Annotated in this window: 18 protein-coding genes and 1 pseudogene; 1 reads left to right on the top strand and 18 read right to left on the bottom strand. The window is 34.1% G+C overall.

The window, feature by feature from the left end:
* Window positions 1–33: 33 nt before the first annotated feature.
* The 3 genes from CLPA_RS03490 to CLPA_RS03480 form a co-directional block, all read right to left on the bottom strand.
* Window positions 34–369 (bottom strand): glycosyltransferase, encoded by a 336-nt coding sequence (locus CLPA_RS03490; protein WP_004455438.1) that lies wholly within the window; start codon window positions 367–369, stop codon window positions 34–36.
* 136 nt (window positions 370–505) lie between these two features.
* Window positions 506–1,180 carry an ABC transporter ATP-binding protein gene (locus CLPA_RS03485; protein WP_004455439.1) on the bottom strand — a complete coding sequence of 225 codons (675 nt, stop codon included), beginning with the start codon at window positions 1,178–1,180 and terminating at the stop codon, window positions 506–508.
* On the bottom strand, window positions 1,173–2,327 hold the full coding sequence (locus CLPA_RS03480) for an ABC transporter permease (RefSeq protein ID WP_004455441.1): 1,155 nt from the start codon (window positions 2,325–2,327) through the stop codon (window positions 1,173–1,175). The genes CLPA_RS03485 and CLPA_RS03480 overlap by 8 nt, the downstream gene beginning before the upstream one ends.
* Before the next feature lie 454 nt (window positions 2,328–2,781).
* Here CLPA_RS03480 and CLPA_RS03475 point away from each other — a divergent pair, with 454 nt between their 5' ends.
* Entirely contained in the window at window positions 2,782–3,135 is a 354-nt protein-coding gene (locus CLPA_RS03475; protein WP_004455443.1) for a DsrE family protein, read from the top strand.
* A 267-nt stretch (window positions 3,136–3,402) separates the two neighbouring features.
* Here the strand turns inward: CLPA_RS03475 and CLPA_RS03470 are convergent, their stop codons facing one another.
* The 15 genes and pseudogenes from CLPA_RS03470 to CLPA_RS03400 all read right to left on the bottom strand — a co-directional run bounded on the left by CLPA_RS03470 (window position 3,403) and on the right by CLPA_RS03400 (window position 20,191).
* Complete coding sequence (locus tag CLPA_RS03470; protein WP_004455444.1) at window positions 3,403–4,680, bottom strand: O-antigen ligase family protein; 1,278 nt, start codon at window positions 4,678–4,680, stop codon at window positions 3,403–3,405.
* Window positions 4,681–4,830: 150 nt separating this feature from the next.
* Window positions 4,831–5,220, bottom strand: a pseudogene (locus CLPA_RS03465) (HoxN/HupN/NixA family nickel/cobalt transporter); the annotation flags it as partial.
* 195 nt (window positions 5,221–5,415) lie between these two features.
* Window positions 5,416–6,501 carry a hydrogenase formation protein HypD gene (gene hypD, locus CLPA_RS03460; protein WP_004455448.1) on the bottom strand — a complete coding sequence of 362 codons (1,086 nt, stop codon included), beginning with the start codon at window positions 6,499–6,501 and terminating at the stop codon, window positions 5,416–5,418.
* Window positions 6,502–6,586: 85 nt separating this feature from the next.
* Window positions 6,587–8,866 carry a carbamoyltransferase HypF gene (gene hypF / locus CLPA_RS03455; protein ID WP_004455449.1) on the bottom strand — a complete coding sequence of 760 codons (2,280 nt, stop codon included), beginning with the start codon at window positions 8,864–8,866 and terminating at the stop codon, window positions 6,587–6,589.
* 10 nt (window positions 8,867–8,876) lie between these two features.
* The gene (hypE, locus tag CLPA_RS03450; protein ID WP_004455451.1) at window positions 8,877–9,884 is read right to left on the bottom strand and encodes a hydrogenase expression/formation protein HypE; all 1,008 of its coding nucleotides are present in this window, start codon (window positions 9,882–9,884) and stop codon (window positions 8,877–8,879) included.
* A 146-nt stretch (window positions 9,885–10,030) separates the two neighbouring features.
* Window positions 10,031–10,255 carry a HypC/HybG/HupF family hydrogenase formation chaperone gene (locus tag CLPA_RS03445; RefSeq protein ID WP_004455453.1) on the bottom strand — a complete coding sequence of 75 codons (225 nt, stop codon included), beginning with the start codon at window positions 10,253–10,255 and terminating at the stop codon, window positions 10,031–10,033.
* A 24-nt stretch (window positions 10,256–10,279) separates the two neighbouring features.
* Window positions 10,280–11,023 (bottom strand): twin-arginine translocase subunit TatC, encoded by a 744-nt coding sequence (gene tatC / locus CLPA_RS03440; protein ID WP_004455455.1) that lies wholly within the window; start codon window positions 11,021–11,023, stop codon window positions 10,280–10,282.
* Window positions 11,024–11,046: 23 nt separating this feature from the next.
* On the bottom strand, window positions 11,047–11,799 hold the full coding sequence (tatC, locus tag CLPA_RS03435) for a twin-arginine translocase subunit TatC (protein ID WP_004455457.1): 753 nt from the start codon (window positions 11,797–11,799) through the stop codon (window positions 11,047–11,049).
* 13 nt (window positions 11,800–11,812) lie between these two features.
* Window positions 11,813–12,019 (bottom strand): twin-arginine translocase TatA/TatE family subunit, encoded by a 207-nt coding sequence (gene tatA, locus CLPA_RS03430; RefSeq protein WP_004455459.1) that lies wholly within the window; start codon window positions 12,017–12,019, stop codon window positions 11,813–11,815.
* Between the two features lie 97 nt (window positions 12,020–12,116).
* Window positions 12,117–12,782 carry a hydrogenase nickel incorporation protein HypB gene (gene hypB, locus CLPA_RS03425; protein ID WP_004455460.1) on the bottom strand — a complete coding sequence of 222 codons (666 nt, stop codon included), beginning with the start codon at window positions 12,780–12,782 and terminating at the stop codon, window positions 12,117–12,119.
* A gap of 3 nt (window positions 12,783–12,785) precedes the next feature.
* A complete protein-coding gene (hypA, locus tag CLPA_RS03420) occupies window positions 12,786–13,127 on the bottom strand; it encodes a hydrogenase maturation nickel metallochaperone HypA (protein WP_004455462.1) in 342 nt (113 codons plus the stop codon).
* Between the two features lie 9 nt (window positions 13,128–13,136).
* The gene (locus CLPA_RS03415; RefSeq protein WP_004455464.1) at window positions 13,137–13,610 is read right to left on the bottom strand and encodes a HyaD/HybD family hydrogenase maturation endopeptidase; all 474 of its coding nucleotides are present in this window, start codon (window positions 13,608–13,610) and stop codon (window positions 13,137–13,139) included.
* A 2-nt stretch (window positions 13,611–13,612) separates the two neighbouring features.
* On the bottom strand, window positions 13,613–15,028 hold the full coding sequence (locus CLPA_RS03410; RefSeq protein WP_004455466.1) for a nickel-dependent hydrogenase large subunit: 1,416 nt from the start codon (window positions 15,026–15,028) through the stop codon (window positions 13,613–13,615).
* A 39-nt stretch (window positions 15,029–15,067) separates the two neighbouring features.
* A complete protein-coding gene (locus CLPA_RS03405) occupies window positions 15,068–15,952 on the bottom strand; it encodes a hydrogenase small subunit (protein ID WP_004455468.1) in 885 nt (294 codons plus the stop codon).
* Window positions 15,953–16,030: 78 nt separating this feature from the next.
* The gene (locus tag CLPA_RS03400; RefSeq protein WP_004455470.1) at window positions 16,031–20,191 is read right to left on the bottom strand and encodes a metallophosphoesterase; all 4,161 of its coding nucleotides are present in this window, start codon (window positions 20,189–20,191) and stop codon (window positions 16,031–16,033) included.
* Window positions 20,192–20,576: the final 385 nt, after the last annotated feature.

Raw genomic sequence — 20,576 nt, 5'->3', positions numbered from 1 at the left:
TTAAAGGGGGTGAAATCGCCATATTTTATTCAACTAATCCCTTAGAGGGGGTTTTGTCGGAAATGTTGGCGACACCCCTATAAGGCCATTAAATACTCTATCCCAGGACCTATTGGCAACGCTTTGAGTTCCTGCAGCCTTTAATCTATCTCTCATTTCTCTGTTTTCAATTAACTGCTGTGAATCTTTGGGCTTAAATTTAAGTCCATTTACTCTGTGTTTTATAATATTCCTAACTCCTCCTGCATCTGCCCCTATAACGGGAACACCAGAAGCCATAGCTTCCAAAACTACATTGCCAAAGGTTTCCGTTGAGGAAGGTAATACAAATATATCACTGAAAGCAATATTTCTGAAAAATTTAAACAAAAAAACAGCTGCCTCACATTATATCCTGGGCAGCCTTCCTATCTATTCTATTTATTGAACATTTCTTTCAAATTACTAAGTACACTCTAGATTTAGCCCTATCAGCTTTATAATGTACAGTGAATCTCAGCGTAATTTACCACGTAACTACCCCGTCCTTTATACTAATTCTTCTGTCCGTTTTCTCAGCTATTCTCTCATCGTGGGTTATTATGACAAAAGTAGTGTTAAAATTTCTGTTTATATCTCTGAATACATTATAGATATTCTCTGCTGAGCTGGAATCCAGATTGCCTGTAGGCTCATCTGCCAAAATTATCTTAGTATCATTCATAAGGGCTCTTGCAATGGCAACCCTTTGCTGCTGTCCTCCAGATAAATCATAAACCTTGCTCTTTTTAACTGCAGAAAGTCCCACTAAATCCAAAAGCATCTCTGCTCTTTCACGACTTTTTCTTCCATAAAAAAATCTATTTATTCTATAAGGCATAAGTACATTTTCAAGGGTATTAAACTCCGGTAAAAGATAATGAAATTGAAAAATAAATCCTATCTCCTTATTTCTAAGTGATGCCAAAGACCTTCTACTCATTTTATCAGTTCTTTTATTCTCAATATAGACTTGTCCAGTAGTAGGCTTATCTAATGTTCCCATTATATTTAAAAGGGTACTTTTACCACTGCCGGAAGCTCCTACAATTGAAATAAAATCTCCTTCCCCAATGGATAAATTAACGTTATGAAGCACTTCTGTTTTAACCCTTTTACCGTGTACCTTGCTTATATTTTTCAGCTCTATAATATTACCCATTTTTAATTACCTCCACTGGATTTAATTTAAAGGACTTTAAGGCAGGCAGACTTGCTGCTAAAGTAGATGCTGCCACAGCAATTAGAGAAGATATACCAATAAATCTAACATTTATTATTATGTCCACAAGAGGTCTTCCATCCGCCGCAACTATATATCTGTTAAAACCTTTTATATATAAAAATGTAAGCAAAATTCCCATAATAGTTCCTATGATTCCTAAGATAAAAGCCTGTAATATGAATACAAGAGCCGCAGAACTGTCCTTTATTCCCATGGCCTTTAGAATACCAATTTGCTTATATTTCTGTACCACACTTATATTAAGTATACTTATTATACTCAAAGCTGCAGCTAAAAGTACGAAAAATTGAATTATAATAGAACATATTCTCTGTCCAATTATTGCACTTGCTATAAGTTTATTTTCTTCTTTCCAGTTTTTAATATTTAAATCTTCATTCTTAAGAGAATTGATTATTTCATTCTCAATGATATCTGCACTATAGGGATCTTTAACGGAAATTTCCATAAAGGTCACCTTATCACCAATTTCAGATATATCCTGTACAGTTTTTAAATTAGTTATAATCCAGGCACTGTTTATTTTAACTGCCCCTAAATCATAGAAACCTGCTACTGTAAGCTTGGTCTTTTTTCCATCAAAATTTACTATGTCTATTGTATCTCCTATATTTACCTTGAGTTTATCTCTTAAATCCTTACCAATAAGAGCTTCACCATCTCTATTAATCATATTTCCTTCATAAACTTTATGTTTCATATCATATAATTTTTCTGCATCCTCAGGTGATAAACCTCTAATTTGTATGTTTTCTTTTTTACTGCTAGTCATTATAAAGGCATTGTGCTGGACTCCCGGAGCCACTGTAGCTATTCCTTCATCTGTATTTTTAATCTCAGACTTTATATTCTGCCAGGACTCTATACCCTCTTGTTTTGAAGTTACACTGATGTGGACCAAACTTCCTATAACCTTAGTCAAAAGACTTTTTTCAATACCTTGACTTAATAAACCTACAAAAATCTGCACTGATATTCCTATAGCAATACCAAAAACTATAATAAAGGTCTGTAGCTTACTGCTTCTTAAAAATCTTATTGCTATTCTTAAAGACGTGAGCATAAAATTCCTCCATAAAACCAATAAAAAAGTGATATATTGTTATATTTTAATAATTTTTTTAATATTATTATAACATAAATTAAAATAATATAATTAACGTAGACCTATTATTTATCATTATTTACATTTTTATAACAATCATTCACATTTTTATAACAATTAATTGCATATTTTTACATTGACTATAAATTTATCCATACAATATTTATAAAAATTATTTTGTGAAATAGAGCAAAAACCCATCATCACTGGCTTCTTGAAAAAATCTCTTACATATTTTACAATAGGTTTATACAGTTTTCGTTGTAATTGTTTTCACAAAGTTATATATTTTTACTTGAAGATATTCATGTACAATTGAATAATTATAAATGCACTTTAAAGACTGTGTTTTATATAGCTTGATATAACTGTTACATTTATTAATGCATAGACAAAAGTGAGGAGAGATATTATGCAGCAAAAAAAGATCTTATTTCATATTGATGAACTGAATAAATGGGACTTACTATTAAAAGATGTGAGTATTTCAATAAATTTTTATAGAGATATTGACTTTCATATTTACGTTTTGGCTACTTCAGAGGCAGTTAAATTCTATAATTCCAAGGATATTTCCTATACCCATCTGGATTTTATGGAATACCTGGCTAATAACAATGTTGAATTTGCTGCTGGTAAAGAGGACATGGATTATTACGATATAGATTTAAAAAATCTAGTTCAATTTGTACAAGTAGTACCTAGTGGTTCCCTGGAACTTGTTAATAGGCAAAAGGAAGGATATACTTACTTAAAGGCCTGGTAAGAGAGCATTCTTGGAAGCAGTATAGGCCGCAAATAACGGCAGTATGCTGCTCCAGGTAATCAAAACATTGAGTGAATATGAGATAAATAATATTAAATTCAAATCCAGAGTAACTGCCAATGCCATAATGGAATATGTGTTTTTTAGGTATTTGGAGAAATATCAATAACAAAATGATAAAAAGCTCAAATTCCTATAGTTAATTAGAATCTGAGCTTTTCACTATTGTTGTACCGCCGATTACCTCTGCATCAGCGTCATCTTTAATCATGTCACTTCGTTGCATCCTTCCCCATACCTGGCTGCAATCCCTAGTACAGCCCAATATATAACGGCAGTAGATATAAAACTTATATTAAAAAATGCCTGTATCAAGTAGCCTGCTATGCAGCAAAATAAAATCCAAATATGTATTCCCTTTTTTCTGTTTTTATAAAGTCTGAAAAGTATAATAGATACAAGGGAAAGATATACTGCTAAAGCTGGATAACCTTCTGTTATGGCCATTTGCAGATATTCATTATGGGCCTTGAAATATAGTGCTCTTCTTTTGGACTCCTCATCATTTAGCACCAAGTTATAAGTATCCGGTCCAGAACCAAGCAAAGGATTTTTAAATAAAACCGGTATTGCCTTTTTCCATATAAATATTCTACTGGAACCTGAATCGTTATTGTCAATGTCCTTTGCATCCACATAGACAGTTTTAGCTCTGCTTGTAAGCATACCCTTAGTTTTATAGTTCATAAAGCTGAAAATCAATATTATCGTAGCTATAAGCAGAGATAATCTTATAATAAGGCTTTTATTGCTCTTTATATTGATAGCGCAATAAATAATTAAAATTATAAAATAAAAAATAAATGCAATCCAGGCACTTCTGGTGGTAGAACTCAATACCAAGCCAAGCATAAGCATAGTTACTATAAAATATCTCTTTTTACCACTATGTATAAACAATCCAAGCACTAGGGGAGTAAAAAGTGTACAATAGGTTCCCACAAAATTTCGCTGGCCTATGGTTGAAGTAACCGAACCTCTGAACTCATTATTTGCTATATTAAGTATGGGATCAATTTTGAAATATTGCAAAATTCCATATAGGGCAATTACTACAGCACTGAATAAGATTATATTAAGGCTTTTTTTAGAAAAGTGAAAGTTTTTATAGAATATAGTGAAGATTATTAAATAGGTTAAAAGAGAAAATATACCCTCTCTGCATCTGGGTAATCCAAATAAACTCAATTTCATTTCTTCAGAAAATACAGTTGAAAGTATCAGTAGTGCTGCATATAAAAGCAGCAGTTTGTCCAAAAGTTTAATTTCATATTGTCTTCTGTAATAAAAAGTAATAATAAATACTATTGCACTGACCACCACCACTGAAATTATCCTGTAATCATTGAAAATATCTTTTCTCCAAGGAGTAATAAACAATGGTATAAATGCCATTATAAAAACAGCATATGAGCTAAAAATGTAGTTTAGAATTTTTATTTCAGCTTCTTTTCTTTTAATTATCCTGCTTGTCTTTATTCTCATTTATTCACCTTCTTTCTCTAGGTTCATTATACCTTATTTACAATTTTGTTTTCAAATATTACCTGATTTTTAAGGCAATAAAAAAGGCCCTATAAAATTTTCCAGAACCTTTTTCACATTATTTATCTTTTAAAATAGTCTAAGAAAAAACTATGCATTTTCAAAACGAAACATTTTCCAAATCATATAGGACACTGCCCAAGATATAATAAATAATCCTACTAATAAATATCCAATTACACCGAACTGAATATTTTGTATCCATTTCCAAATACCACTATTTAGTCCCAATTTAGGCGTTAATATCTGAGCTAATTCAATAAATCCTATGCATAATGCTGCTGCAATAGACAATCCAGTGACTGATAAATTATAGTAAATTTTCCTTAAGGGTGTGGAGAATGCCCAATTATATGCAGTAGTCATAAATACTCCATCAGCAGTATCCATTAAACTCATTCCAGCAGCAAAAAGAATAGGTAAAGCTATTATCATGGAGAATGGAATAGCTTGGCTAGCTGCATTTGCTGAAATAGCTAAAGGAAGCCATTTAGGTTGTTTTTTAAATAGGAAGTTCATTTGAACTCCTCCTCTCGCATTAATTTATCCTATGATTAGTCACTATGATACTCCACCATCTAAACTCAGTTGGAATACAAACTCTCCCTGAGTAATATTCATTGATTGTAACAGACTACGCCAACTCTTCAATTACCTACTGAATAGATTTTACAATTAAAAGCTGTTATATCTATAATAAGCTGCACAAGTACCTTCAGAAGATACCATGCAGGATCCTACAGGATTTTCTGGTGTACAGGCCTTTTTAAATAATGGACACTGAAGTGGAGTTATTTTTCCTTTAAGTATGTCACCACACCTGCAGCCTGGACTGCCATCATATTCCTTATAATCTATATGAAAATGCTTTATCGCATCAAATTCTTCATATTCTCTGTTGAATGTATACCCGCTGTTTGGAATATTACCTATTCCCCTCCAGGCACTATCGCTGATTTCAAAAACTTTCTCTAAATACTCTATGGCCTCGGGATTTCCATCATTTCGTACTATTCTTTTATATTCATTTATTATATTATAATCTCTGTCAATTATCATATTTATAAGTGTATTTAAGCCCTTAAGTATATCTAAAGGTTCAAAGCCTGTTATTACTCCGGGTATACTGTATTCACTGCTTAAAAATTCATAGGGTTTTCTACCTATAACGGCACTAACATGACCTGGAAGTAAAAATCCACTGATGTTAAGTTCCTCATCATCTACAAGAGCTCTCATAGCCGGTGGTACAATCTTATGAGCAGTGAGAAAAAATAGATTTTTAACTCCTTTCCCTCTTGCCTCCATAGCCGTTATAGCGGTCATAGGTGTTGTAGTTTCGAATCCCACAGAAAGGAAAACTACTTTTTTTAATGGATTATTCTGTGCCAATGTCAATGCATCCATTGGTGAATATACAATTTTAATATCAGCACCCTCTGCTTTCCTCTTCATTAAAGAAGTTTTTTTCCCAGGTACTCTTATCATGTCTCCAAAAGTTGCAATAATAACCTCATTATTTAGTGTGAGCTCCAGTGCGGTATCAATATAACTCTGTGGAGTAACACAAACTGGGCATCCCGGTCCGGAAATAAGATTTATATTCTCTGGAAGTATATCTCTAATGCCATATCTAAATATAGCCATAGTATGAGTACCACATACCTCCATTATATTTATCTTTTTATCAGTAATATTCTGTATTAATTTTACCAGGCTTTTAGAATACTCTTCATTTCTAAATTCATCAACATATTTCATTCTCTTGTATCCCCTTTATTATTCCAAAACTTTGTTCTTCTTTAACATAAATCATTTAAATTGTATATTCCCATATAAAATATGATTATATATCACTTAAAACTTCATTTGCTATAACAATTTGTCCTAAGGATACTCCACCATCATTGGCAGGTATTAATTTATTTGTATAGACAACAAAATTTTCATTTTCTAATTCATCCCTTAGGTTCTTTAATAAATAAGAATTCTGAAATACTCCGCCGCTCAACGCCACTTCATCAATACCTGTATCCTCTCTAATTAGTCTGCATATATCCTTTGAAAACTTGATTATTGTGTTATGGAATTTATCTGAAATAATACCCTTCTGTTCACCAGACAATTTATCTTTTATAATTTCCATAATAATTTTTTTCGTATCTACAATATATCCATTCTCTTGAACTATATCATAGTGGTAAAAATCTAAGCTCTCCTCAGCAGCGGCAGCTTCAAGTTCTATAGCTGCCTGTCCTTCATAGGTAACACTATTTCTAAGCCCAATCAAGCTTGCAGCAGCATCAAAAAAACGTCCCATACTCGATGTCTCTGGGCAGTTAATATCAGCTTCCATCATAGCCATGAGATTCATTGCCTTATTTCCATACAGCTTAATCAGTACCTCTTTTAACTGTTCAGTACTATGTTCATTTCCATTATTTGATTTAAATGCCTTATATGTATGTGAAACCGCCATTCTCCAGGGTTCCTTAACTGCCCTTTCACCACCAGGCATTTTTACATAATTTAAATGTCCCATCCTGGTAAATTCCCTATTGTCGCATATAAGGAACTCTCCTCCCCATAATTTTCCGTCAATACCGTAACCTGTTCCATCATAGGCAATTCCAATAACCTTTCCATTTACATTGTTTTCCGCTAAACAGCTTACTATATGTGCATGATGATGCTGTACTTCAATCCTAGGAAGACATGACCTATAGGCATATTCACTTGATATATAGTTTGGATGCATATCGCAGGCTATATACTTTGGAGTAAAATTAAATATACTTTTAAAATGCTCAATATTATTTTCATAGTATTCAATAGTCTCTAAATTATCCAAATTTCCATTGTGCTGGCTTAAGAATATAAAATTCTCCTTTGCTATACAAAAGGTATTTTTCATATTTGATCCATAGGCAAGTATTTCTCTTATATTATCTTTTTTTATAGGTTCCGGTACATATCCTCTGGCCCTTCTTATCATACGGATCTCACCATCTACTACTTTTACAACGGAGTCATCTATAGGTACATGAATATCTCTATTGTGGTGTAAAAAATAGTCTGCAACATCCCCTAATTTTTCAACTGCACTTTCATTTCTATATTCCAAGGGCATCCCATAACTATTTCCACTAGTCATAATTAATGCTTCTATGCCCTCATGAAATAGCAGATGATGCAAAGGCGTGTAGGGAAGTACAACCCCTAGAGTTTTCTGATACGGTGCTATAGATTTTGGTAAATCACATTGGCTTTTTTGATCTAGTATTACTATGGGCTTTATACATCCCTTTAATATCTTATCTTCCTGTTCATTTACATTACAATACTTTTTTACAATTCCTATATCTCTCAGCATAACAGCAAAAGGTTTATCAGGTCTCTTTTTTCTAATCCTCAGCAAATTCACTGCATCTTCCTTTGCAGCATCGCAGACTAGATTAAATCCCCCAAGACCTTTAATTGCAAAAATTTTACCTTGCTTCAGCTTCTGTATTGTCCAATGGATTACATCCTCTACTTCCATCTTCTTTTCAGTAGAATCTTCAATCCAAATATGTGGTCCACACTCTTTACATAAGTTAGTTTGAGCATGAAATCTTCTGTCAGCTGGATCATTATATTCTTCATTGCAATCTTTACACATATTAAATTTTTTCACTGTGGTGCCTTCTCTATCATAGGGAGTAGACTTTATTATGGAAAATCTCGGGCCGCAATTTGTACAGCTGTTAAAAGGATACCTATATCTTTTATCTGATGGATTTGAAATTTCCTCAATACACTCCTTGCACACAGCCCTGTCTGGAGAAATAAGAGTAACTTTACTATTTTCTCTCTCACTTTCTCTTATTTCAAACCTATCATACTTTACGACCTTTCTTTCCTCTACAACTACTTTTCCCACTGAAGCTAAAGGAGGAGACTTATATCTTATTCTATCTATAAGAATATTCAGTTTTTCTTCTTCACCTTCCACATCAATAGTAACTCCCTGGGAATTATTGTTGATCCATCCCTTTAGATTAAGGGAAAGGGCCTGATTATAGACAAAAGGTCTAAAACCTACCCCCTGTACTATACCTTCTACCTTTAAAAACAATCTTTTCACACTAACACCTCTAGCATATTCTAGGAAGCTGCTGCCCTGATGGCATATCTACTATCCTTCTTCCTCCAATAATAGTTTTCAGATAAACTCTTTGTGATACCTCTGCTACAACCTTACCGATTATTTCAGCCTTAGTTCCCAAAGGATGATTTCTCATCTGCTCTAACACCTTATGGGCATATTTTTCTGGTACAAAGCAGCACAGCTTTCCTTCGTTGGCAATATATAAAGGATCTAATCCCAGAAGTTCACAGGCACCCTTTACTTCTTCACTTATAGGAATAGAATCCTCCTCCAATTCAATAGATACTCTGCTAGTCTCAGCAATTTCGTTTAGAACCGCTGCAACCCCACCTCTAGTGGCATCCCTAAGTACATGAACATCCTTACATATATCTAATATTGAATCCACCAGAGAATTTAAAGGAGCACAATCACTTTTTAATTCTCCCTGTATATCTATTCCGCTTCTTTCACACATAATAGTCATTCCATGGTCTCCAAGAGTTCCATTTACTATAACTACATCTCCAGCTTCAGCTTTATTTGCTTCAATATTAATTCCTTCATAAATGGTACCTATTCCAGAAGTATTAATAAACAGCCCGTCTACTCCGCCTTTTTCCACTACTTTTGTATCACCCGCTACAATTTTAACTCCTGCTCTCTCTGCCATTTCAGCCATGGATTTTACAATTGTCTCAAGATTTTCAATTGGATAGCCCTCTTCTATAATAAATGCACTGGTTAGATAAAGGGGCTTTGCACCACTCATTGCCAAATCATTTACCGTTCCGCATACAGCGAGCTTACCAATATCTCCACCTTTAAAAAATGCCGGCGTTACTACAAAGGAATCTGTAGTAAAGGCAATTCTATTGTTATTCAAATAAAGCTGCGCAGAATCATTCATTTGCCTTATAATTTCATTATCAAAATATTTTATAAATAAATTACTTATTAAATCATTAGTTTGTTTACCGCCACTTCCATGACTTAATGATATCTTATCCTCCATTTTATCCCCCTGTAATATTTCTGATTTTACACATTACTTCTCTCATACTAATAACTAGTTGTTATTACATATATTCAAGCTTTGTAATTATAATATTTTGTATTGATTTCAACAGATTTTTAGGACAATATCCCTTTCAGAACTCATCAACATATTTCATTCTCTGATAGTTCCTTTATTATTTCCAAAGTTTTTTCTGCTTCTTCTTCATCAATTGTTTCAATTGCACAGCCTGCATGAACTAAAACATATTGTCCCACTTTTATATCTGGAATAAGGTGCATAAATACTTCTCTTTTCATATTTCCTATTTCTACAACACCTTTATAATTATCTACTTTTAAAACTCTGCCTGGAACCGCTAAACACATATCAATTCCTCCAATATTAATGCATTAATTTTTTCTCTTTTTCTTCTCTAACCTTTTTTCTTTAAAATAAACAATCCATATACTAGCCTCATACAATATCAGTACAGGAGCTGCAACCAGTATGCAAGTAATTAAACCTGCATTGGAAATAAATAATCCTTCAAGGGCAATCACAGCTATAATGATATATTTTCTCCACTTCCGAAGAGTATTTGAATTTATCAATGACAATTTGCCCAAAAGTACAATTACATAGGGAATTAAAAATATAACTCCCGTAAAAAAACAGAAAATACCTATAAAATTAAAATATGTACTGCCGGAAAAAAGAGGATTCATGTAAGTTTCTCCATAATATATCAAAAAGCTAAGAGCCTGGGGCAGTACTAATATATAGCCAAAGACCATGCCTAAGACCAGCAGAACAGCCATAAAAAACAGATTTTTATATAAGAATCTTTTCTCCTTTTTAGACAATCCTGGATTAATAAAAGCAGCTGCCTCATATAATATAATGGGACTTACGATTACAGTTCCAGCAAACAGTGCTATTCCAACTCTTGTGGTAAAGCCCTCTGTCAAAGAAAAATATACAAGCTCTATTCTAAATTTAGCTATAGGCATCATTAAAAATCTAATTAAGTAATCAACTTTATCGTAAACAAAACCAGTGACTATAACTAAAGATGCTATAACAATTATCAATCTCTTTCTAAGCTCATTTAAGTGCTCTACTACAGTCATATCCTTTATATTTTCATTAGTCATATATTCACCTCTAATGCTAGTATCTAAGCACTTTTCTCCAATTTAGATGACTGATTCCTCTCATCCTTCTTTTCCAATAAATATACACACCAAATACTGATTTCATATAGTCCTGTTATTGGCAGAGCCACTAAAATAAAAGTCATTGCATCCACTGAAGGTGTTATAAGTGCTACAGCTATAAGAGAAACCATTAAAGCAATCTTTCGTTTTTCCTTCAGCATTTTTGAATTAATAATATTTATTCTGGACAAAGCTATTAAAAACAATGGAAGTTCAAAAATTAAGCCTGTAGTCAAAAGCATGGTAATTACAAATGAAAAATAATTATCTCCAGACAAATTTGCCTTCATAAACTCATTTCCACAATCTAATAGAAAATCAATTGTTGAAGGTAATAATAATTTATATCCAAATAAAACTCCCATAATAAAAAGTAATATTGCAACTGGAGTCACAAAGAAATATAGAATTCTTCTGACTTTTACAGTTAACCTAGAACCTGTTTCATGAATTAGCAAATATGCTATAAAGGGAAATGAAATTATTATGCCTCCTAAAAAGGCTATTTTCATTTTCACCATCATTCCCTCCGCCGGCCTCATAAAGTACAAATCAACTCCATGAACAGGCTTTGACAAAATACCTATTATATAATCAGCTTCAAAATACATAAATGATGAGACAATAATAACAATGACAAACATTGTTATTATTGTCTTTCTAAACTTCTCCAGCAGCTTTACAAAGCCAACAATTTGTTCACTTTTCACCATATCTGTACTCCCACTATGATTCTTTCTTCTCTTCTTCTGCCTTTGTTTCAGTAGCAGCGACTTCAGCAGTACTTCCCTTAGCAATTTCGCTTGAAGCTTTTTTAAATTCCTTAATGGATTCTCCTATAGACTTCCCTACTGAAGGCAATTTCCCTGGTCCAAAAATCACCAATGCAATTACTAATATTATAATTAACTCTGGAAATCCTATTCTTGGCATAAAGTTCTTCCTCCCGCTTATAATTTTTTATATTAATTTAATTTTCTCATTATCCAATGATTTTACTTTTAGATATTCTTATATACATCCATGAATTTCAGTGCTTTTGATTTTTTTCAACAATTTTTTCTTTCAACCACACACATAATTCTTCCAATCCTTCATCCTTTACACAGCTTGTTTCAAAGGTGACAGCATTGGCATTTAAAGATTCTACATCTCTATAAAATTCTTCTCTATCAAAATTAGTAAAGGGCATTAGATCTATTTTATTCAAAATAACTGCACTGCTTTTTTCAAACATTAAAGGATACTTAAGGGGCTTATCATTTCCTTCAGCAGTGCTTAGGACACATATCTTTATGTCCTCACCGATTTCAAATTCAGCAGGGCACACAAGATTACCTACATTTTCTATAACCAGCAGATTAATCTCATCTAAATTTAATGAATTAAGTGAATTTTTAATCATATCTCCATCTAAATGGCAAGCTCCCCCTGTATTAATCTGTACCACCGGTACTCCCTGGGCTTCAATTCTCTCTGCATCCTTTGTGGTATAGATATCTCCTTCTATAACTGCAATTTTTATACCATCTTTAAATTTTGAAATTACTTTTTCAAGTATTGAAGTTTTACCTGAACCCGGGGAACTCATTAAATTCACTACATATATACCTTTTTCATCTAATATTTTTTTATTCTCTGAAGTTATTTCATCATTAGTTTGAAGTATATTTGTTACTACCTTAATTTCACTCATTATCTATTCTCCTTCAATTGTATTAACATATAGTTCATATCCACTTAAAATGTTAGCTGAAAACTTATTGCACTTTGGACATAATTTATTAAAATGATCTATTTCAAATATAATACCGCATTCATCACACATAGCCGTGGCATCTACTCTTTCTATTAAAAACTCTGCACCTTCTGCTATAGTTCCTCTAGATAAACTGTTAAATGCAAAGGTCAGTGCATCAGGCATTACCCCAGAAAGTTCTCCAATTTTTATGGTAATTTTAGATATGACCTTTAAATCATTTTCTCTAGCTTTTTCTGAAATAATATTCATTGTACTTTCCATAATTGAAACTTCATGCATATTTCTCACCTAGCCTGCATTTTCTTGCTTTTCTTTAATATACAATTCCAGCTTTAAAATTTTTATGACTTCAGATATTTTATTCTTCATAGTTTCTGTCATTTCCGTATCTAAACATATTTTTTCAGGCTCTATTCCAAAGATTATAACCTCTGGAAACTTCCCTAACATATTCGCCATTTTAACCACATCCAATATTTGGATATCATGTATGGATAGATTTTCACTTTTATAGCTTTTTATTTCTTCTGGCTTGATCTTATATATGGTGCCAGGATCATATCCAGCTTTTAGACAATCTATCACTACCACTTTTTTATATTCTAGAAAATAACCTAATGTGTCCAGTGTAGAAGTACCTCCATCCACTAATTCTATAGTAGATGGAAGTTTTTCATTTTCTAAAGCTCTTATTATATGGACTCCTACACCATCATCTTTTAAAAGTATATTACCTATTCCAAGGACGACAGTATCTTTCATAATTAAACTCCTGGTTGTACTATAAATTTGGACATTTCTAATCCCTCTGGTGACATCACATGTACTGAACATCCTGTACAGGGATCGAAGGAGTGCACTATTCTCAGTAATTCTACTGGCTGAGCTGTATCTGCCACATGAGTCCCTATTAGTGCCTTTTCTATTGGACCAACATTTCCGCTGTCATCCATTGGTGAAGCATTCCAGCAAGTTGGTGTAATAATCTGATATTTTGATATTTTAGAACTTGATACTGATATCCAATGTCCAAGAGCTCCTCTTGGTGCTTCTGTTAAACCTACTCCGCTTCCGGAAGCTGGAGTTCCTATATTGGTATACCCGCTTGTACCAGTTACTATTTGATTTATCCAGGTATTCATATTACTTGCTATCTTAGCTGTTTCAGTATATCTTGCCATATGTCTGTCCATAACTGATACGCCCCGTCTATAATCTCCGCTTACCCAAGTTCTTGCCAATGAACCTGCTTCATAAGGTTGTCCATTATATCTTGGTGCTTTAAGCCACGTATAGGCTCCTGATTTCCCGTAACTTGGCGTTGTGGTTTCGCTGGCAGGGTTTTGCCCAGATGGTGAAGAATACCAGGAATGTCCTACATATTCTTTTACATTAGACTGACTAAAGCCTCCCACTGTTCCATTAGTTACTGTACCTGCTGGGAATAACTTACTTCCAGTAGTATTTGTATCAAACACACCATAGGCTATTAAATTACCATAGCCATCACCTACACTATAGTAATCACTATAGGTTGAAGCTAACTTGTTAACATCCCCTTGATATGTATTTGTAATAAAGGATGTTATTGCAGTTAAATAGTTCTTGAATTTACTTATATCTGTTGAGGATGGTATTGCAGTTACACCACCTGGTACAACATTAGCAACGTGTGGAAGCTTTCCACCAAATATTGCTCCCATTTCGTGAGCTTGTCTTCTTATAGATAATGCAGTTACATAATTGTCAACAAGATTTTGATTGTCCGTTGAATTAAATCTATAATCCTGACTGTATCCTGGTGTCCATGGGTGCATCTGCGGTCCTTGAACATAGTCCATTAACGCTAAATGATAAAAGTGCAATATATTACTTGATATAAAATTTGAAGACTGAATAAGATTTCTTAGAAGAAGGCCCTGCAATGTAGGTGTAAATCCCACTGCCTGTTCTATTGCCTTTGATGAAGATATGGCATGAGAAACTGGACATAGTCCGCATATTCTCTGTGTTAAAAATGCTGCATCCTTTGGCACTCTATTTAAAAGCATATTTTCAAAATCTCTGTAAAGACCTCCTGAAGCCTGTGCTGCAGTTACATTGTTATTTGTATCAAGTGTCACATTAATTTTTAAATGTCCTTCTAATCTCGTAATTGGATCTAATACTATTGTACTCATTATCCTACCTCATTCCTTTTATCCTATATTATTTTTAGCTTACACTGTTAATGGATTTGTAGGGAAACTTGGGTTTGCGCACCCTATGCAAGGATGATTAGAGGTAACGCAGAAGTTAACTCCGTTATTCCACTTCATGCTTGGGCATACATTACTGCAACCTGGTCCTTTACAACCTATAGGCTTGTAACATCCAAATATACCTGGCTGCTTTACTTGGGTCTTACCCCTTCTTGGACAATTACTGTGAATACTATTACTGTAATATTCTCTAGGTCTGCTATTACTATCTAAAGATGGTATACCTGTTAATATTAAATTTAATAAAGTTTGTATAATAACTGTAGGATGAGCAGGGCAACCTGAAAGATTTATTACAGGATTTACAGTTTTACCAGATAATATAGTTTTTACTGGTTGACAAGCTGTATTATTAGGTCCAGCTGCTGACACTCCCCCAAAGGAAGCGCAAGTTCCCACTGCTACCACATATTTAGCCATTGGACCATACTTTAGTACAGCTTGTTGCATAGTAAGTGGGGCTCCATTTTCTTCCCCTATAATGCAGTAGTTTCCACTGGCACCTGTTGGTATTGAACCTTCAACTACAAGTATAAATTGTCCAGTGTAAGTATTAGCACATTGTTCCAGTGTCTGCATTGCAAGATCCCCTGAAGCTGTCATAAGAGTACTATTGTACTTGATACTTATTTTGTTTAAAAGTACATCATCAATAGTTGCTGGATTAGTAACATTTAAAGTTGATATAGTACATCCTGAACATCCAGACCCATTTAACCAGATAATTGGGGGATCTGTTTCTGCTGCAAGTACAGTATTAAATTTGTCCATATCAAATTGAATATTTAGAGCTATAGCTGTAGCGGCAGACCACTTCAAAAAGTCTCTTCTACTGATTTTCATGATAACACTCCTCGCATAATAATTTGTTCAATTAAATTGTAATTATTGAATATTAAGTAAATATTACTTACAAGTAAACTATTTTTTACCTTCATCTACAGTTATTGTAATCTTATTTGATTTAACTGTTACTCCCTCTAAAGTAACCTCTGCTGTTATATCTGCACTTCCTGCTTTTTTAGCTGTTACCAAAGCTTTATCATTCACAGATGCCACAGCTGGATTGCTGCTTACATACTTTATTGATGCCTTTGAAAGCTTTGCATTTTCATCATTGCTCAGCTTACCCTTTACAGTTAATTTGGCAGTCTTTGCAATGTCCAAATTTGTTTTATTAGACTTTAGGGACACACTGGATAGTGCTGCCTTCATGGTAAATTCATTAACTCCCCCAGTAATTTTACCGGAGCTTGAATTACTTTCTACATACCATGCATATTCCCTGCCTTCCTTGAGGTTTTCCCAGTTCACGCTGCCTGTCTGTCCGCTGTCAACACTGGCAGTTCCAATAACCTTATCCGTATATACGTTAACATCAAAGCTGTCCGTGGAAAGTTTCTTTTCATCAGGAGTCAAATTTACATTAAGCTCATAGGCATCATGATCCTGAGTTCCATTTTCATAAGTTCCTCTATCGTCAAAATAATTGTAGTCATTTAAAAATGGTGAATAGGAATTCATATAGATTTTATTATTTTTCATATCAAAGTAAAGATATTTAATATACTCATCTCCACCTTCGTGGGCACTTTGATAGTCTGTACAAATTTGATAAACCGGTCTTTCAGCTGTACCATCTCCATTGTCATCAAAGTGATCAATTTTTATAGCTGCACCGTGATAGTGACCATCCAGTACTGCAAATACATTAGGATTTTTAGCTACAACTTCTCTTTGCACCAAATCCCCTGTATAATCAATTGCACCCTTATCGTTAATATATCTGTGAAAGGCAAGTATTGCCTTACGATTAGGATATTTAGCCAGCACCTGATTCATCCATTGAATCTCAGGAGTATAGATATCCCAACTCATATAAAGTACAATGAAATCATTGCCCCCTTCGCTGATTAAATCATAGTGGCCTTTGTTGTTCATATAGGAACCACCATAATAATCACCTCCGAAAAATCTCTTCTCTCCAAAATTTTTGCCATAGTTTTCATAATCTGCTCTGCCATGGCCCGTATCATGATTACCTCCAAGCACTCCATAAGGAAGGCCTGAATTGTCAATGATTTTCATAGCATTGTCTGCATTTACCCACTGATAAGGCTTGTCCCATTCATCTACTATATCACCGGTATGAATCAAATACTTGGTGTTCAGCTCATCCTTATGATCTACAATCCATTTATTCATATTATTAAAATGCTGTGGATAGGATTCTGAATAGTACTGAGTATCAGATATCCATGCAAAGGTGAAATCATACTGACCAGGACGTGTTGAAGGATCCCAGGTTTCAGGATTCCAGGAGTCAGAAGAGACACCTTTTGGAGCTGTCACTGAAGTTTGCGGTGCTAGGCCTTCCAATCTATCCTGCACAAGTATTTGAGCTTTTCCATCCTTTAAATGCTTGTCTGCTACAAAGGAAGCTTTTAGCTGTGATTGTCCGCCTTTTACACTAGCCCCTATAAGTTCCCATTTGTTAGTATCTATATTTAATACATACATCCTTGCCTGTCGGTTATCGTTAACCCTCCCCTTCCACACTGTCTCAATTCTGTCAGTGGACTTTACCTTTCCAACCTTTATATCAAATCTCTGATAAGGCAGTTCTTTTGACAGGGTATCATGAGTTCTTCCATCGTCAGCACTCATAGCTTTAAGTGCATCTCCCGTTATCTTTGAAGATTCTGCAAGAGGATAATCTCCCTTCCCCTCATAGGCTTTAATTTCATTATCAGCAGCATTAAAGTGATATGCCTCTTTAAAAGTTAAATCCGTCTTAGCACCACTAGGATCTGTAACCTTAGCTGACAGCTGTCCATTATTGCTGTTGTTAACACTCGCTACTGAGTTTTCATCAATAGTTGAAAAACGGGTTACACTCTCTGCCTTATTTCCTATTGCATCAAAAGCAGTTATTTTTAACTCATGATTACCTGGAGTAAGTGCGGAAGAAGTTGTTTTATAAGGTAACTCCACTGCTATTCCATCCACCTCTGCCTGAGTCTTTGAAGTATCTACACCATTAGCATCTGTTACAGATGGATCAATTGTAATATTTCCAAAGAGCTTAGCCCCTTCAGCCACCCTTGATTTGATAAGTGGTGCTGTATTATCCACCTTAATCTTAGCCTCTTTGCTAATCTCACCAGATACAACCTTTATTGTATGTTCTCCATCATTAACGGTTTTTGTATCCCAATTGTAGCTGCTTGCAGTTAATTTATCCTTTGGAATGGTGAAATGTATATCCAGATATTCCTTCATACCTTTACCGTCACCAATATTATATTCTTTTGAAGAATCTATTCCGTTATCTGGGTAAATCACAGTACCATCAGTAAGAACAAGGTTGAAGCCTGTAGCTTTAAAATCATCATTGTTAGCTGCAGTACCCACCTCAAAAGGACTGCCATCAGTACCTGCCCTTACTGTTACGGTAATACCTGCAGTTCCATCTGCATTTCTCTTAAATCTGTTCTTATCAAGATATACTGTTCTAGAAGGTGCATCACCTTTTACTATTAAAGATAAAATTTCATCTTCAATGGTAACAGCATCCTTGTAATATCCATCTACACCGCTGTAGCTTAAGGAAAAATATGCACCGCTTTCAAGATCTTTTGTAGTATCCACTGCTTTACCATCAATAGAAATTGTGGATTCATTAGTTATTAAATTTGTACCAGAGGTTATAAGACTATTTCCAGATAGTACTTGTCCATCTGTTACATTGAGACGTAAATCTCCATTACTATCAAGGCGGTTTATATTTACTTTATAGGTTTCAGTTTTAACCTCATGATAAAGGTCAGAAGCCTCCACATAATATTCCACATAATCCTTTGAAACCAATTTATCTGATGGTATAGTGGCATAGTAGTGACCATCACTTGCCTTGCCGCTTAGAGGAATTCTTGTAAAACTTGTTTCACCGGATATTTTGTAGTAAAGGCTAAAATCCACTAAACCAACGTCATCACTGCCATCAAAGGCAAGTTTAAGTTCTTTACCCTCATCAATGCTGCTTACATTGCTAGATACTGATTTTATTTCAGGCGGAGTACTATCTACAATATCATCATAGCCGGTATGAGAAGTAGGAGCAGAGGGAATCTGCCAGTCATATACTTTACCTGGGGTGGGTGCAAGTTCCTTAGTGCTGACCTTCAATTCATCAGTTTGTCCATTCTTTGGATAACGATAATTTACAGTAGTTTCAGGCTCTGGAGTAGTTTCAGCTTTATTATCTGTATTAAAATCCACCTGAGCTATTGGCTTGTCAATGGAGTGACCTATAACAAGTTTTCTGTAAGCCGTTTCATGTAAGCCTGAATAATTTACCTTAACTATGTCCTCGTTTTCCTTAAGATTAGTGCCATAGTATTTATTAAAATCTTCCACAGACAGACCATTTGCCTCGTCATTAATCCAGAATATAACGGATTTACCTGGCTGCACTATAATATCCGGTTTTGATGGTGTCCAAGTTTTCGGAGCAGTAGTTGTTCCTGGATAGAGATAAAATAACTTATAATATCCAAAATTAACTGGCTTACTTGAATTGTTGTACAGCTCCACAAAATCCATTCCATCTGCACCACCATTGCTCATTTTGTATTTAGTATAAGCCATTACTTCAGTCATAATCAGCGGCGGTTGATTATCCGTATCAACATCCTGCTGAACCTCCGCATTTAAATCGGCAGTTTTAGCTGCATTAGTTCCATCGCTGGCTTCAATATGCCAGGATATAACTCTGGACCAGGCTGCATCATGATCAAGAACAGCAGTATATGTATTGGAAGACCCATCTTTTATCATGTCAGCTGTTCTATAGGGAAGTTCTGGAGCAAGCTTATAATAGAGCTTCACTGAATTCACAGCAGTATCGTCAGTAACCGGTGCACTTATCACTACCTTTTCATTGGCAGAATAGCTTGTCTTGGCATTTACCTGGCCAATAGTTGGCGCTGTAGTATCAACGGCAGCAAGTGTTCTAGCTGATGGTGCAATCAAGCTAACTAATACCATTGACGCAATAATTCTTTTGATTTTAGAATGCATAAATTTACCCCCTGATTATATTAAATTTATATATCCTTTCACTGCCATAAGTATAGTTAATTTCGCAATATATTTAATGCAGTAAAGAGAAAAAGCAAGCTATAATCTAAGATTTGTATTTAATTTAAATAAAAACCTAAATTTTATTTAAATTTAAATTAAAATGTCAACAGTATGAATTATACAATTGTAGTGTAATGTAATCATTAACAAATAGTTAAGCATTTTTAACCTAAATAATTGAAATTAATAGTAAAAATACCTTTGAAATAGAGAATTATATATTTTTCTTGTTTTATATCCAATATAGTAAATAAAACTTTCTGAGAAAAATTAAAAGGAATTTTTAAATTTTACGTAAATATGATATTGTATATCTATATAG

This window comes from Clostridium pasteurianum DSM 525 = ATCC 6013 (assembly GCF_000807255.1).
Classification (GTDB): domain Bacteria; phylum Bacillota; class Clostridia; order Clostridiales; family Clostridiaceae; genus Clostridium_I; species Clostridium_I pasteurianum.
This window is presented reverse-complemented; position numbering and strand designations above follow the sequence as displayed.

Coding starts and splice junctions, on each gene's coding strand:
- CLPA_RS03485 (WP_004455439.1), bottom strand. CDS start 1,180: ATGGGTAATATTATAGAGCTGAAAAATATAAGCAAGGTACACGGTAAA.
- CLPA_RS03480 (WP_004455441.1), bottom strand. CDS start 2,327: ATGCTCACGTCTTTAAGAATAGCAATAAGATTTTTAAGAAGCAGTAAG.
- CLPA_RS03475 (WP_004455443.1), top strand. CDS start 2,782: ATGCAGCAAAAAAAGATCTTATTTCATATTGATGAACTGAATAAATGG.
- CLPA_RS03470 (WP_004455444.1), bottom strand. CDS start 4,680: ATGAGAATAAAGACAAGCAGGATAATTAAAAGAAAAGAAGCTGAAATA.
- hypD (WP_004455448.1), bottom strand. CDS start 6,501: ATGAAATATGTTGATGAATTTAGAAATGAAGAGTATTCTAAAAGCCTG.
- hypE (WP_004455451.1), bottom strand. CDS start 9,884: ATGGAGGATAAGATATCATTAAGTCATGGAAGTGGCGGTAAACAAACT.
- CLPA_RS03445 (WP_004455453.1), bottom strand. CDS start 10,255: ATGTGTTTAGCGGTTCCAGGCAGAGTTTTAAAAGTAGATAATTATAAA.
- tatC (WP_004455455.1), bottom strand. CDS start 11,023: ATGACTAATGAAAATATAAAGGATATGACTGTAGTAGAGCACTTAAAT.
- tatC (WP_004455457.1), bottom strand. CDS start 11,799: ATGGTGAAAAGTGAACAAATTGTTGGCTTTGTAAAGCTGCTGGAGAAG.
- tatA (WP_004455459.1), bottom strand. CDS start 12,019: ATGCCAAGAATAGGATTTCCAGAGTTAATTATAATATTAGTAATTGCA.
- hypB (WP_004455460.1), bottom strand. CDS start 12,782: ATGAGTGAAATTAAGGTAGTAACAAATATACTTCAAACTAATGATGAA.
- hypA (WP_004455462.1), bottom strand. CDS start 13,127: ATGCATGAAGTTTCAATTATGGAAAGTACAATGAATATTATTTCAGAA.
- CLPA_RS03415 (WP_004455464.1), bottom strand. CDS start 13,610: ATGAAAGATACTGTCGTCCTTGGAATAGGTAATATACTTTTAAAAGAT.
- CLPA_RS03410 (WP_004455466.1), bottom strand. CDS start 15,028: ATGAGTACAATAGTATTAGATCCAATTACGAGATTAGAAGGACATTTA.
- CLPA_RS03405 (WP_004455468.1), bottom strand. CDS start 15,952: ATGAAAATCAGTAGAAGAGACTTTTTGAAGTGGTCTGCCGCTACAGCT.
- CLPA_RS03400 (WP_004455470.1), bottom strand. CDS start 20,191: ATGCATTCTAAAATCAAAAGAATTATTGCGTCAATGGTATTAGTTAGC.